Consider the following 12,923-nt stretch of genomic DNA (forward strand, 5'->3'; position numbering starts at 1 on the left):
CCGCGCCGGCTCACGTGAGCTTTTTCACCAGCACCTGGCTGCGGCGGTCCCAGTTGTATTTGCGCTTGCGGGCCTCGGGCAGCCATTCGGGGCTGACCTGCACGAAGCCGCGCTTGATGAACCAGTGCATGGTGCGCGTGGTGAGCACGAAGATGCTCTGCAGACCCTGCGCCCGCGCCCGCGACTCGATGCGCTTGAGCAGGCGTTCGCCGTCGCCCTGGCTCTGGCTCTGCGGCGACACGGTGAGCGCGGCCATCTCGGCGGTGCGCTCTTCGGGGTAGGGGTGCAGGGCAGCGCAGCCGAAGATCACTCCGTCGTGTTCGATGATGGTGTAGCTGCTGGCATCGCGCTCGATCTCGGTGCGGTCGCGCTTGACCAGGGTGCCGTCCTTTTCGAATGGCTCGATCAGCGCCAGGATGCCGCCCACGTCGTCCAGGGTGGCTTCGCGCACGCTTTCCAGCTTTTCATCGACCACCATGGTGCCGATGCCGTCGTGCACGTAGATTTCGAGCAGCAGCGAGCCGTCGAGGGCGAACGGGATGATGTGGCTGCGCTCCACCCCACCTTCGCAGGCCCGGATGCAGTGCTGCAGGTAGAACCCGGTGTCGGTGGGCTGGGTGGCCAGCGGCAGGCTGGCCACCAGGCGCTTGGCATCGTCCAGCGGCAGTTCGGTGTCGATGTCGCTTTCGGGGTCGTTGGTGTCGACGCGGATGCCGGGCACCTCGGTCAGGAAGATCAGCTTGTCGCTCTGCAGCGCCACCGCCACCGAGGTGGCCACGTCTTCCATGCTCAGGTTGAAGGCCTCGCCGGTGGGCGAGAAGCCGAACGGGGAAATGAGTGCCAGCGCACCCATGTCCAGCGTGCGCTGGATGCCTTCGGTGTCCACCTTGCGCACCAGGCCGGAGTGCTGAAAGTCCACGCCGTCGATCAGGCCCACCGGGCGGGCCGTGATGAAGTTGCCGGAAATGACCCGGACGCGGGCGCCGGCCATGGGCGTGTTGGGCAGCCCCTGGCTGAAAGCGGCCTCGATCTCATAGCGCAACTGCCCGGCAGCTTCCTGGGCACAGTCCAGCGCCACCGGGTCGGTGATGCGCATGCCGTGCGAATACCGGGCTTCCTGCCCTTTGAGGCGCAGTTGTTCGTTGACCTGCGGCCGGAAACCGTGCACCAGCACGATCTTCACCCCCATGGCCTGGATCATGGCGATGTCCTGGGCGATGGAGGCCAGCTTGCCTGCCGCGATGCCTTCGCCGGTCAGTCCGATCACGAAGGTCTGATGGCGGAATTTGTGGATGTACGGTGCCACCGAACGGAACCAGGGCACGAAGGTGAAATTGAAGACGGTGGACATGTGTGGCGGGTGGGGCAGAACGGCAGGGTGCGCGGGATAATCGCCGGCTGCCTGATTTTGACTGAAGTTCGCCCTTGTCTTCCGCGCCGCTGACCATCGAGTTCCCCGAATCCCTGCCTGTTTCCGCCCGCCGGCAGGAAATCGAGGCCGCCATTCGCGACCACCAGGTGGTGATCGTCTGCGGCGAGACCGGTTCGGGCAAGACCACCCAGTTGCCCAAGATCGCCCTGGCCATGGGGCGGGGCCGGCTCCATGCGAAGCCGGGTCAGCGCGGTCAACTGATCGGCCACACCCAGCCACGGCGGATCGCCGCCAGTTCGGTCGCCAAGCGCATCGCCGAGGAACTGAAGACCCCGCTGGGCGAGGTGGTCGGCTACAAGGTGCGCTTCCAGGACCGGCTGAGCCGGGACGCGTCGGTCAAGCTGATGACCGATGGCATTTTGCTGGCCGAGACGCAGACCGATCCGGACCTCAAGGCCTACGACACGCTGATCATCGACGAGGCGCACGAACGCAGCCTCAACATCGACTTCCTGCTGGGTTACCTGCGCCAGCTGCTGCCGCGCCGTCCCGACCTGAAGGTCATCGTCACCTCGGCCACCATCGACGCGGACCGCTTTGCCGACTACTTTTCGTCGGCCAAGGGCAAGGCGCCGGTTCTCATGGTCTCGGGCCGCACCTTCCCGGTCGAAGTGCGCTACCGGCCGTTCGAGGAAAGCCGCGAATACGACCTGAACAACGCCATCGCCGACGGCGTGGACGAGTTGTGGCGTGGTGGGGCAGGTTCGGGTGGGGACATCCTGGTGTTCCTGCCGGGCGAGCGCGAGATCCGCGAGGCCGCCGACCACCTGCGCAAGCACCTGGCGCACCAGCCCGCGCTGCGCAACGCCGAGGTGCTGCCCCTGTTTGCGCGCCTGTCGCAGGCCGAGCAGGACCGCATCTTCCAGCCACACGGCCAGCGCCGCATCGTGCTCTCGACCAACGTGGCCGAAACCTCGCTGACGGTACCGGGCATCCGTTTCGTGATCGACGCGGGCACGGCGCGCGTCAAGCGGTACAGCTTCCGTCAGAAGGTCGAGCAGTTGCTGATCGAACCGATCAGCCAGGCGGCGGCCAACCAGCGTGCCGGGCGCTGTGGCCGGGTGGCCGATGGGATCTGCATCAGGCTCTACGACGAAGCGGATTTCAACGGCCGTCCGCGCTTCACCGACCCCGAAATCCTGCGCAGTTCGCTGGCTGGGGTGATCCTGCGCATGAAGGCGCTGCATCTGGGTGCCGTCGAGGACTTCGCCTTTCTGGAGGCGCCGCAGCGCCGTGCCATCACCGACGGCTACCAGTTGCTCGCCGAGCTGGGGGCGGTGAATGAGGGCAACGAACTCACGCCGGTGGGGCGCACGCTGTCGAAGCTGCCGCTGGACCCGCGCGTGGGCCGCATCCTGCTTGAAGCGCGCGAGCGCGGTGCGCTGGACGAGGTGCTGGTGATCGCCTCGGCGCTGAGCCTGCAGGACGTGCGCGACCGTCCGCTGGACAAGCAGACCCAGGCCGACCAGGCACACAAGAAGTTCGACGACGAGAAAAGCGAGTTCACCGGCACGCTCAAGCTCTGGAAATGGCTGACGGACAGCAAGGGTGGCGACGGCCATGAGCACAAGCTCAGCCACCGCCAGTACGAAAACCTGCTGCGCGAGAACTACCTCAACGTGCGGCGGGTGCGCGAATGGCGCGACATCCATTCGCAGCTGCATACCGTGGTGGCCGAGCAGGGGTGGAAGCTCCACACGCCACCGGCTCGCCCGGCGCCGGGCCGCCCCAAGCCGGGCGACGCCCCCTCGGGGGGCAGCGCCCCGCGCAGCGGCGGAGCGTGGGGGCAGACACCCGCCAGCTACGAGCAACTGCACCTGTCCATGCTCGCCGGTCTGCTCGGCAACATCGGCTGCAAGAACGACACCGAGGACTGGTACCTGGGTGCGCGCGGCATCAAGTTCCACCGTCACCCCGGCGCCAACCTGAGCAAGAAGCCCGGCCGCTGGATCGTCTGCGCCGAACTGGTGGAAACCGCGCGGCTGTTTGGCCGCGGTATTGCGAACATCGAGCCGCAGTGGCTGGAACAGGTGGGCGGCCACCTGCTCAAGAAGCAGGTGCTGGACCCGCACTGGGAGAAAAAGGCCGGCCGCGTCAGTGCCTACGAGCGCGCCACGCTGTACGGGCTGGTGGTTTACCAGCAGCGGCGCGTCGACTACAGCAAGGTGGACCCGGCGGGTGCGCGCGAGCTGTTCATCCGCGAGGCCCTGGTCGGTCACCTGCACGACGACACCTGGGACAGCAAGCTGCCGTTTCTGGCGGCCAACCGCCGCACGGTGCGCGAGGTGCAGGAGCTGGAACACAAGGCGCGGCGGCAGGATGTGCTGGTCGACGACGAGCTGATCTACGCCTTCTACGAGGCGCAGGTGCCGGCTGACATTGCCAACGGCGCGGCTTTCGAGCGTTGGTGGCGGGACCACAGCCGAGAGAACCCCAAGCTGTTGTTCCTGACCCGCGAAGAGCTGATGCGCCACGAGGCCGCAGGCATCACCACCCAGGCTTATCCCAGGACCCTCCGCCTGGGCGGGGTGGACTGCGCGGCGGCCTACCTGCACCAGCCGGGCGACCCGCGCGACGGCGTCAGCGTCACGGTGCCGATCTTTGCACTGAACCAGGTCAGTGAAGACCGCTGCGACTGGCTGGTGCCCGGCATGCTCAAGGACAAGGTGCAGGCCCTGCTCAAGACCCTGCACCAACGCCCGCGCTCGCGCCTGGTGCCGTTGCCGGCCACGGCCGAGAAGATGACCGAGGCGCTGTGTCAGCCCGAGGTGTTCGGACACGGCAGCCTGATGGATGCGCTGCTCAAGCTGGTGCGCGAGGCCACGCAACTGCCGGTGCAGCGCAACGACATCAAGGTCGACATGCTGCCGGCCCACCATTTCATGCACCTGCGCGTGGTGGACGAACACGGTCGACAACTGGGCCAGGGCCGCAACTTGGGCGCGCTCAAGGCCGAGCTGGGTTCCCAGGCGCGCGGGGCCTTCCAGGCGCTGGCACAACTCAAGCTGCAGGACATGGCCGCGACCGCCGCCGCACCGGTTTCACCCGAGCCGCCACCGGCCCAGGCCGAAGGCCGCCGCCGGGTGCCTGCGAGCGACGCGACCAAGGGCGGCAACAAGGCACCGGTCTCAGCTTCACCGTCCGGCCCGGCCACGGTGGCCGAGCAACGCCACACCGCCTGGGATTTCGGTGAGCTGCCCGAGCTGATGGAAATCCGCAAGGGCGGCCAGACGCTGATCGGCTTTCCGGCCCTGATCGACGACGGCGACGCGGTGCGCATCGAGGTCTTCGACGAACCCGAGGTGGCCCAGGCGCGGCACCGTGCCGGCCTGCGCCGTCTGTTCGCGCTGCAGATCAAGGATGCGCTCAAATACCTGGAAAAGAACCTGCCGGGATTGCAGGCCATGGGCGTGGCCTACATGAACGTCGGCAAGACCGACAGTGGCGGCGCAAAAGGTGGCGACGGGGGCACGCTGGACGAGCTGAAGCACCAGATTCTCGACCTCGCCCTGGACCGCGCGTTCCTGACCGATCCGCTGCCGGCCGATGCTGCCGCGTTCAAGGCGCGTATCGACGAAGGAAGAGGGCGCCTGACCCTGATCGCCAACGAGATTGCACGCCAGACAGGCACCATCCTGGCCGAGTTCGCCGCCGCCCAGCGCAAGCTCAAGGACAGCAAGCCGCCGGCCGATGTGGCGGCTGACGTGCAGCAGCAGTTGCAGCGCCTGGTGCCCAAGACCTTCCTGAGCGCCACGCCCTACGCGCAGTTGCAGCACTTCCCGCGCTACCTCAAGGCGGTGCAATTGCGGCTGGACAAGCTTCGCGGTGACCCCGCCCGGGATGCCGCCAAATTCGCCGAACTGCGCCCGCAGGACCAGCGCTTCTGGCGCCTGGTGGCCGAGCGCAAGGGTGTGCAGGACGCGCGTCTTCAGGAAGTGCGCTGGCTGCTGGAAGAGTTGCGCGTGAGCTTCTTTGCGCAAGAACTGCGCACGCCGCAGCCGGTGAGCATCAAACGCCTGGAAAAGGCGTGGGGTCAGCTCACCAACTGAGCGCTTTCAGCCCGCCGCCAGGGCCACACGGGCACCCTGGACGCCCAGTTCCGTCTGCTGGCTCAGCCGGTCGACCACGCTGCGGGCATCCTGCTCGGTGGCGAACTGGTTGATACGAACTTCGAAGCGGCCGTCCTTGCCCATGACCTCGGCGGGATAACCGGCTTCGACCAGGCGGTCGCGCAGGGCCCCGGCCTGGCCTGCCGTGGGCAGCAGGCCGAGCACCGCACGCCAGCGCCCGCCTTGCACCAGCACCCCGCTGCCTGGCGCGAGTTCGGCCTGCGCGATGAACTTGGCCAGTTGGTCCGGTGTGGCCTGACCGGCGGGGGTCTCCGGCTGACCCGTGAACACCACCCAGAAGGCGCCCGGCTTTTCCAGGGCGATGTCCGGGCCGCTGTCCCGCTGCACGGCGACCTTGCCCTCGAAGACGCAGACCGCGTCGTGGTCGGCGTCGGTCATGCTCCAGAAGTCCGTGCCGCGGATCCCCACCGTGGCGGTGGCGAGCTTCAGATTGAGCTGGCGCTGATGTCCGGCCAGTTTGCTGGAGATGTCGGTGGCGTAGCGGAACACGCCGGTGACCAGCCGCAGCGCGCTCTGGATTTCCTGCGGTTGCGCCACCCCGTGGCGTTTCACGCTCATCGCTTCGATGACCAGTTCGGTGGCCTCACCGAGCTTGACCTGGCTGCGGTCGGGCAGGCGCAGCAGCATGCGCGCCTGCCGGGCGGTCTGGGCCTTGTCGCCATCGCGCAGGCTGATGCCGGGCTGGGCCGCACGGCGGTCGCCATGGCGTTCCACCCAGGCGGGCAACTGGACGGCCTCCACCAGGGTGGGGGCGGCCTGGGCATGCGCCAGACGCGGACCGATGCCGATCGCGCAGGCAGCGAGCGCGACGCCCGAGAGCGTCAGTCGCAACCAGGCGCGGCGCCGAGGGACGGTCAGGACAGGGAAACGGGTGGGGGGCAACGACATCCGGGATCTCCGTGGTTTTTGGGGGGCGAAATCAGACAGGGAGCGGCGGCAAACCGCGCCGCTCCAGACTGGTACGCAGCGGTTTCCGTTTTGGATGCAAGATCGGTCCTGCGGGGTTTTTCTGAAGCGAAAAGCACTGCAGCCGGGTGCCTCAGAGGCGGTGGCTGGCTCCGGGCAGGGGAATCCGGTGGCTTCAGGTTGCGGCGGCGGTCAGAGCCGCGCCAGTCGGCTCAGCGCCTCGCGCAGGGTCTCGTCCTTTTTGGCGAAGCAGAAACGCACCACCTTCTGGTCAAAGCCGTTGCCGTAAAAGGCCGACAACGGGATGGCGGCCACCCCGATTTCGCGTGTGAGCCATTGGCAGAACTCGGCCTCGGGCAGATCGCGCTCAGCCACCGCCAGGCTCTCGATCCCCACGCACTGGAAATACGTGCCCTGGCCGGGCAGCAGCCGGAAACGGGTTTGTGCCAGGCCTTCGCGGAACAGGTCGCGCTTGCGCTGGTAGAAGCCGCTCAGTTGCCGATAGGGCGCGGGGTCGGCCATGTGGGCGGCCAGCGCGTGCTGCATGGGCGTGTTGACGGTGAACACATTGAACTGGTGCACCTTGCGGAATTCGGCGGTCAGTGGCGCGGGCGCCACCACGGTGCCGACCTTCCAGCCGGTCACGTGGTAGGTTTTGCCGAAGCTGCTGACGATGAAGGCGCGTGCGGCCAGGCCTGGAAAGCGCGCGGCGCTCTGGTGCTCCTGGTCGTCGAACACCATGTGTTCGTAGACCTCGTCGCTGATCAGCAGCACATTGGTCGGGGCGAGCAGCGCTTGCAGTTTGCGCATGTCCTCGGCGCTCCAGACCTGACCGCTGGGGTTGTGCGGACTGTTGATCATGAGCGCGCGGGTGCGCGGCGTGATGGCGGCGGCGATGGCATCGAAATCGGGGCGGAACGTACCCGGTACCAGCGGCACGCGCACGACCTTGCCGCCAGCCAGCTCGATGTTGGGCACGTAGCTGTCGTAGCAGGGTTCCAGCACGATGACTTCGTCGCCCGGGTGCACGATCGCCAGGATGGCGGTCAGGATGGCCTGGGTCGCGCCGGCGGTGACGGTGATTTCGGTGGCCGGGTCGCAGCGCAGGCCATAGAGCGCCTGCATCTTGGCGGCCATGGCCTGGCGCAATGCCGGAACCCCGGGCATGGGTGGGTACTGGTTGTGGCCGGCCTTCATGGCGGCGGTGACGGCGTCGACCAGGGCCGGGTCGCAGTCGAAGTCGGGGAAGCCCTGGCCCAGATTGACAGCACCGGTTTCGGTCGCCAGGGCCGACATCACGGTGAAGATGGTGGTGCCGACTGCGGGCAGGCGCGAGTCGAGCAACGGGGTGTGCGGGGCGGCAGCGGTCATGGCGGTGTCAGATTTCGTATTCGTCGTGCGAGCCGGACATGGCCCGCAGGATCAGGTCGCGGGAAAGCCGGTCGCTCAGCAGCTCGGCAAAACGCAGCACGAAGTGCCGCAGGTAGGTGCCGCGCTTGAACGCCACGCGCGCGAGGTTGTGTCCGAACAGGGCGCCCGCGGGCCGGGCGACCAGATCGGGTGACTGGTTGTCGCCCTGGACGGCCATTTCGGCCACGATGCCCACGCCCATGCCGAGCTTGACGTAGGTCTTGATCACGTCGGAGTCGATGGCTTCGAGCACGATGTTGGGCTGCAGATGGCGCAGCGCGAAAGCCTGGTCGATCCGGGTGCGGCCGGTGAAGCTGGGGTGGTAGGTGATCAGCGGCACCTGGGCCAGGTCTTCCAGGCCGATGCGCTCACGCTGGACCAGCGGGTGGTCGAAGGGCAACACCAGCACGTGTTGCCACTCGTAGGCCGGCAGGGTGACGAGGTCAGGGTAGTTGGCCAGCGACTCGGTGGCCATGCCGATCTCGGCCACCTCGTCCATCAGCATGCGCGCCACCTGGTCGGGCGAACCCTGGTGCAGGCTCACCGCGACCTTGGGGTAGGTCTGGCGCAGCTTGGCGACAGGCCCGGGCAGCACATAACGCGCCTGGGTGTGGGTGGTGGCAATCGACAGCGTGCCGCTGTCCTGGGCCGAATACTGCTCGCCGATGCGCTTGAGGTTGTTGACCTCGCGCAGGATGATGTCGATGCTCTTGAGCACCTGCTGCCCGGGCTCGGTCACGCGCTTGATGCGCTTGCCGTGGCGGGCGAAGATTTCCACGCCGAGTTCGTCCTCCAGCTCGATGATGGCTTTGGAGACGCCCGGCTGCGACGTGTGCAGGGCTTTCGCTGCTTCGGTCAGGTTGAGGTTGCGGCGCACCGCTTCTTGCACAAAGCGGAACTGGTGCAGGTTCATGGGTTCTCTTCCAGGGCAATGCGGGCCAGGAGTTCGGTCAGGCGCGGGTGTTCGCCAGCCGCGGGCAGGCATTCGACCGGCACGCCAGGGTGCGCCTGCACCAGGGCCTGCACCAGCCGGGGCAGGTCTTCGCGGGCGTGTTTGCCCATGCCGAAAAACAGGGGCAGCACGCGCACCCGGGTCGCGCCCTCAGCCACCAGCGCGTGGGTGGCGGTGGGGAGGTCGGGCTCGGACAGTTCCAGGTACGCGCAGACCACCCGGGACGCCGGGCTGGCCTGGGCAATGCGGCTGGCCACGGCCTCCACCGGTTGGCGCCACAGCGGATCGCGCGACCCGTGGGCCAGGACAATGACGCCCAGCATGCGCTACCTCCTGAGCACCAGCCAGCCAAAGGCCGCCAGCGAGACCACTGAATAGATCATTGCGGGAGCGGCCGCGGCCACCCAGGGCTCCCACTGATTGAGGTTGCCGACGTAGCCGAACACGTTGTTCAGCAGGAAGAAGCTGATGCCGATCATCACGCCGCCGAACACATAGCCCGTGATGCCGCTGGTGCGGAAGTGCAGGTAGGCAAAGGGCAGGGCGAGCACCACCATCACCAGGCAACTGAGCGGGTAGAACACCTTGCGCCAGAACTCGATCTCGTAGCGCAAGGCAGTCTGGTCGTTGGCCTCCAGATGGCGGATGTAGGCGAACAGGTCGGTGGTGCGCATGCGCTCGGGCTTGAGCAGCGCCACCGACACCATCTCCGTGGTGATGCTGCTGGGCCAGCGGTAGCTTTCGGTGTCTGTCCGGATCACGCGGCGCGACTGGGTGTCGGCACCCTCGAACTTGCGAACCTGCACCTGGTTGAGCAGCCAGGTTTCGTCGGCACCGATATGGCCGGACACCGCTTCGAGCGACGAACGGATGCGGCCTTTTTCATCGAACTCGAAAATGCGGACGTCCGACAGACCGCCTTCCGGGGACAGCGAGCCCACATTGACGGAGAAATTGCTGCTGCCCTGTCGCTCCTTGAGCCAGGCGCCGGTCTGGCCGACGCTGATGCGGCCGTGAAAGCTGGCCTTGAGCAACTGGGCGGTCTTGTCGGTCACGGGCGCCAGGTAGTCGCCGACCGCGAATGTGAGCACCGCAAAGGTCAGCCCAACGCCGAGCAGGGTGTGCAGGGCGCGCCACGGTCCCAGGCCGCTGGTTCGCAGGATGGTGTATTCCGAGCTCTGCGCCAGTCGCGCCATGACCGCCACCGTGCCGATCAGCACGCAGATGGGCAGCAGCTCGTAGATGCGGCTGGGCAGCAGCAGGGCCACATACAGAAACGCGTGGCGCAGTTCGTAGGTGGCGTTCGGGTCGATGCGGGACGGGCGGCCCAGCGAGGTCAACTCTTCGAGGAAGTCGAAGAAGAAGAACAGCGAAAGGAACGACAGCAGGACAAAGCCGGTGGTGACGGCGACTTCGCCGTAGATCAGGCGCCGGATGGTTTTCATGGTTGCGGCAGGCGCTTGGGAATGAACAGGTCGCGCAGGCTCAGGGCTTGGTGCCGCTTGGCCAGCCAGAGCAGGCACAGGACCAGCACCCCGCCGTGCAAGGCCACCAGGGTGGGCAGCAGCGGTGTCTGGCCGGTCGCGATCGAGCGCTGCGTGATGTTCAGGAGGTTGAAATACACCGTGAACGCGAACAGCGTGAACAACAGGTTGCCGCTCTTGCCCGCGCGCGGGTTGCTCACGGTGGCCGCGAGTCCCAGGATGATCAGGTTGATGGCGCTGAACACGACGCCGACGCGCCAGGCAAGTTCACCCTGGCTGGCGGCATCCCAGCTGTCGATCAGCGACCAGGTGCTGCGGGCCTTGAGCGACTGGCCTTCCATGAGCTGCTGGGCCGAGTCGCCGATCAGCACGCCATAACTCATGAAGTCGCTGATCTTGAGCTGACCTGTCTGGGCGTCGCGTTCCATGCGCTGGCCCTGTTCCAGCACCAGGTAGGGTCGGTCGTTGATGGTCTCGACGCGCCCGGCGCTGGCCGTGGTCACGGTTTCGCGACCATCGTCCTCGATGCTGGAGATGAACACGTTGCGGCCTTCGATGCCGTCGCTGGTGTCCTTGTCGATGAAGAACACGCGGCGACCGCTGGACGACTCCTGGAACTGACCGGGCGCGATGCGCTGCAGGTCCGAGCGGCTTTCAAAGCGCTCGCGCAGATTGGCCGTCTGCTGGTTGGCCCAGGGCCAGACCAGGAACACCATCAGGCCGATCACCGCCAGAATCGGCCAGGCAAAGCGCAGAACCGGGGCCAGAAAGGCCGTGATCGAGCGGCCGCTGGCAAACCAGATGATCATCTCGCTGTCGCGGTACATGCGAGAGAGCACGGACACCACGGCGATGAACAGTGCCAGCGCCAGAATCGTCTGGGTGTAGCCCAGGACCGTGTAACCCAGCACGAGCATGATCTCTTCGGGGTTGACGCTGCCACGGGATGCGGCACCCAGTGTGCGGATCAGTACCATGGTCAGCACGATGGTGAACAGAATCACCAGCGTGGCACCGAAGCTGCGAGCGAGCTCTTTCCGGAGAGACGATTGGAATAACATCGAGCGAGTAACGACAATTTTCGACATTATGGACTTCGAACTCAAAGCCTTGACGGCCGCTCAGGCCGATTCCCTGGCGGCCGATGCGCTGCTCGTTCTGGTGCCCGACGAGGGCGTGCCGGCTTCCGATTCGGCGCTGGCCGGGCTGGCCACCGATGCGGTGCAGCGCGGCGACCTGGAAGCCGGTGTGGGCAAAACCTTGGCCTGTTACCGACCGGCCGGCGTCAAGGCCACGCACGTGGTGCTGGTGCGCGCCGGCAATGGCTCTGCCGCCGCGCTGCGCAAGGCGGTGGCTGCGGGCATGACCCTGTTGCGGCAGCCGTCGCTGCGCAAGCTGGGGCTGGTGCTGTCCTGGCTGCCCGAATCGGCGCAGGGGGCTGCTGCCCGTGCGGCGGTGCCGGCGGTGGCCGAGCAGAGTTACGTCTTCACGACCACCAAGCCCACGGCCAAGCCGCGGCCGCTCAAGCAGGTGACCGTGGGAGTGACGCGCGTGGCCGCTGTTCGCGCGGATTTCGACGTGGGGCGCGCCCAGTTCGTGGGGATGGAGACGGCCAAAGAATGGGCCAACCGGCCGGCCAACCACGCCACGCCGTCGATGCTCGCCGATGCCGCGCGCAAGCTGGGCCGCAAGCCGGGCCTTCAGGTGGAGGTGCTGGGGCCGAAGGAGGTGGCGGCGCTGGGCATGGGGGCGTTCCTGGCCGTGGCGCAAGGCTCGGCCGAGCCGCTGCGCTTCATCGTGTTGCGCTACAACGGTGGCGCGCGGGGGGCGGCGCCCGTGGTGCTGGTGGGCAAGGGCATCACCTTCGATACGGGGGGCATCTCGCTCAAACCTGCGGCCGAAATGGACGAAATGAAGTTCGACATGGGGGGCGCTGCCAGCGTGCTGGGCACGTTCGCCGCGCTGGCCGAAGCCCGGCCGGCGTTGAACGTGGTCGGTCTGATCCCGACCTGCGAGAACATGCCCGATGGCCGCGCGGTCAAACCGGGTGATGTGGTCACCAGCATGAGTGGTCAGACCATCGAAATCCTGAACACCGACGCCGAAGGCCGCCTCATCCTGTGTGACGCGCTGACCTATGCGGCCCGTTTCCAGCCGCGTGCACTGATCGACATTGCCACCCTCACCGGGGCTTGCGTCATCGCTCTCGGGGCTGTGCGTTCGGGGCTGTTCTCGGCCCGGGACGACCTCGCTGCCGCGCTGCAGCAGGCCGGAGAGCAGGCCCTCGATCCTTGCTGGCGCATGCCGCTGGACGATGAGTATGGGGACGGCCTGAAGTCGCACTTTGCCGACATGGGCAACGTGGCGGGTCGCGCCGCCGGGGCCGTGACGGCCGCGAAGTTTCTCCAGAAGTTTGTGGCCGAACAGCCTTGGGCACATCTGGACATCGCGGGCACGGCCTGGAAGAGCGGGGCCGCCAAAGGGGCCACAGGCCGTCCTGTGCCCTTGCTGCTGCAGTTCCTGCTCGACGAATCGGCCCGCATCGCTGCGTCGCCAGCGGCACCGCAAAAACCGGCCCGTCGCCGTTCGGCCAAGGCCTGAATGACCGC

9 protein-coding genes are annotated in these 12,923 nt (G+C 67.0%); 2 read left to right on the forward strand and 7 right to left on the reverse strand.

Features of this window, described 5'->3' with window-relative positions:
• Window positions 1–10: 10 nt before the first annotated feature.
• Entirely contained in the window at window positions 11–1,351 is a 1,341-nt protein-coding gene (gene argA, locus QQK43_RS01505) for an amino-acid N-acetyltransferase (protein ID WP_284306351.1), read from the reverse strand.
• 74 nt (window positions 1,352–1,425) lie between these two features.
• On the opposite strand from argA, the gene hrpA reads away from it, so the two are divergent.
• Window positions 1,426–5,481 carry an ATP-dependent RNA helicase HrpA gene (gene hrpA / locus QQK43_RS01510; RefSeq protein WP_284306352.1) on the forward strand — a complete coding sequence of 1,352 codons (4,056 nt, stop codon included), beginning with the start codon at window positions 1,426–1,428 and terminating at the stop codon, window positions 5,479–5,481.
• A gap of 6 nt (window positions 5,482–5,487) precedes the next feature.
• On the opposite strand, the gene QQK43_RS01515 is transcribed toward hrpA, so the two are convergent.
• The 6 genes from QQK43_RS01515 to lptF all read right to left on the reverse strand — a co-directional run bounded on the left by QQK43_RS01515 (window position 5,488) and on the right by lptF (window position 11,402).
• Window positions 5,488–6,450 (reverse strand): FecR family protein, encoded by a 963-nt coding sequence (locus QQK43_RS01515; RefSeq protein ID WP_284306353.1) that lies wholly within the window; start codon window positions 6,448–6,450, stop codon window positions 5,488–5,490.
• Between the two features lie 210 nt (window positions 6,451–6,660).
• Window positions 6,661–7,839 (reverse strand): pyridoxal phosphate-dependent aminotransferase, encoded by a 1,179-nt coding sequence (locus tag QQK43_RS01520; protein WP_234264755.1) that lies wholly within the window; start codon window positions 7,837–7,839, stop codon window positions 6,661–6,663.
• Window positions 7,840–7,846: 7 nt separating this feature from the next.
• On the reverse strand, window positions 7,847–8,791 hold the full coding sequence (locus QQK43_RS01525; protein ID WP_234264754.1) for a CysB family HTH-type transcriptional regulator: 945 nt from the start codon (window positions 8,789–8,791) through the stop codon (window positions 7,847–7,849).
• Window positions 8,788–9,153 carry a sirohydrochlorin chelatase gene (locus QQK43_RS01530; RefSeq protein WP_234264753.1) on the reverse strand — a complete coding sequence of 122 codons (366 nt, stop codon included), beginning with the start codon at window positions 9,151–9,153 and terminating at the stop codon, window positions 8,788–8,790. Before QQK43_RS01530 ends, QQK43_RS01525 begins: the two co-directional genes overlap by 4 nt.
• A 3-nt stretch (window positions 9,154–9,156) precedes the next feature.
• A complete protein-coding gene (gene lptG / locus QQK43_RS01535) occupies window positions 9,157–10,275 on the reverse strand; it encodes an LPS export ABC transporter permease LptG (protein ID WP_234264752.1) in 1,119 nt (372 codons plus the stop codon).
• Entirely contained in the window at window positions 10,272–11,402 is a 1,131-nt protein-coding gene (lptF, locus tag QQK43_RS01540) for an LPS export ABC transporter permease LptF (protein WP_348533522.1), read from the reverse strand. The genes lptG and lptF overlap by 4 nt, the downstream gene beginning before the upstream one ends.
• A gap of 1 nt (window position 11,403) precedes the next feature.
• Between lptF and QQK43_RS01545 the strand changes: the two genes are divergently transcribed.
• Window positions 11,404–12,915, forward strand: a complete 1,512-nt coding sequence (locus tag QQK43_RS01545; protein ID WP_284306354.1) for a leucyl aminopeptidase — start codon at window positions 11,404–11,406, stop codon at window positions 12,913–12,915.
• The last annotated feature ends 8 nt before the right edge of the window (window positions 12,916–12,923 follow it).

It is taken from the genome of Hydrogenophaga electricum (assembly GCF_030160815.1).
Taxonomy (GTDB): Bacteria; Pseudomonadota; Gammaproteobacteria; order Burkholderiales; family Burkholderiaceae_C; genus Hydrogenophaga; species Hydrogenophaga electricum.

What these genes read in the sequence shown, in the direction of transcription:
- lptF (WP_348533522.1), bottom strand. Translation starts at nt 11,402, where the DNA reads ATGTCGAAAATTGTCGTTACTCGCTCGATGTTATTCCAATCGTCTCTC.
- QQK43_RS01545 (WP_284306354.1), top strand. Translation starts at nt 11,404, where the DNA reads ATGGACTTCGAACTCAAAGCCTTGACGGCCGCTCAGGCCGATTCCCTG.
- QQK43_RS01525 (WP_234264754.1), bottom strand. Translation starts at nt 8,791, where the DNA reads ATGAACCTGCACCAGTTCCGCTTTGTGCAAGAAGCGGTGCGCCGCAAC.
- QQK43_RS01520 (WP_234264755.1), bottom strand. Translation starts at nt 7,839, where the DNA reads ATGACCGCTGCCGCCCCGCACACCCCGTTGCTCGACTCGCGCCTGCCC.
- lptG (WP_234264752.1), bottom strand. Translation starts at nt 10,275, where the DNA reads ATGAAAACCATCCGGCGCCTGATCTACGGCGAAGTCGCCGTCACCACC.
- argA (WP_284306351.1), bottom strand. Translation starts at nt 1,351, where the DNA reads ATGTCCACCGTCTTCAATTTCACCTTCGTGCCCTGGTTCCGTTCGGTG.
- QQK43_RS01515 (WP_284306353.1), bottom strand. Translation starts at nt 6,450, where the DNA reads ATGTCGTTGCCCCCCACCCGTTTCCCTGTCCTGACCGTCCCTCGGCGC.
- QQK43_RS01530 (WP_234264753.1), bottom strand. Translation starts at nt 9,153, where the DNA reads ATGCTGGGCGTCATTGTCCTGGCCCACGGGTCGCGCGATCCGCTGTGG.